Origin of the sequence: Bacillus sp. DHT2, from assembly GCF_026241455.1 — a bacterium.
Taxonomy (GTDB): Bacteria; Bacillota; Bacilli; order Bacillales; family Bacillaceae_G; genus Bacillus_A; species Bacillus_A pseudomycoides.
Map to the genome: position 1 here is coordinate 1 of NZ_JAPHWH010000111.1, position 255 is coordinate 255.

2 tRNA genes are annotated in these 255 nt (G+C 55.7%); both read left to right on the top strand.

Annotated elements, in window-relative coordinates:
- Positions 1-30: 30 nt before the first annotated feature.
- Positions 31-106 (top strand) — tRNA-Val (locus ORL93_RS31140).
- A gap of 24 nt (positions 107-130) precedes the next feature.
- A tRNA-Met gene (locus tag ORL93_RS31145) sits at positions 131-207 on the top strand.
- Positions 208-255: the final 48 nt, after the last annotated feature.

Sequence of the window (255 nt, forward strand, 5' to 3'; positions counted from 1 at the left end):
GGTTCGAATCCCGTACGGGTCACCACTTTTGGAGGATTAGCTCAGCTGGGAGAGCACCTGCCTTACAAGCAGGGGGTCGGCGGTTCGATCCCGTCATCCTCCACCATATATAACATATGAATAGTATTGTCGCGGGGTGGAGCAGTTCGGTAGCTCGTCGGGCTCATAACCCGAAGGTCGCAGGTTCAAATCCTGTCCCCGCAACCAAATGGTCCCGTGGTGTAGTGGTTAACATGCCTGCCTGTCACGCAGGAG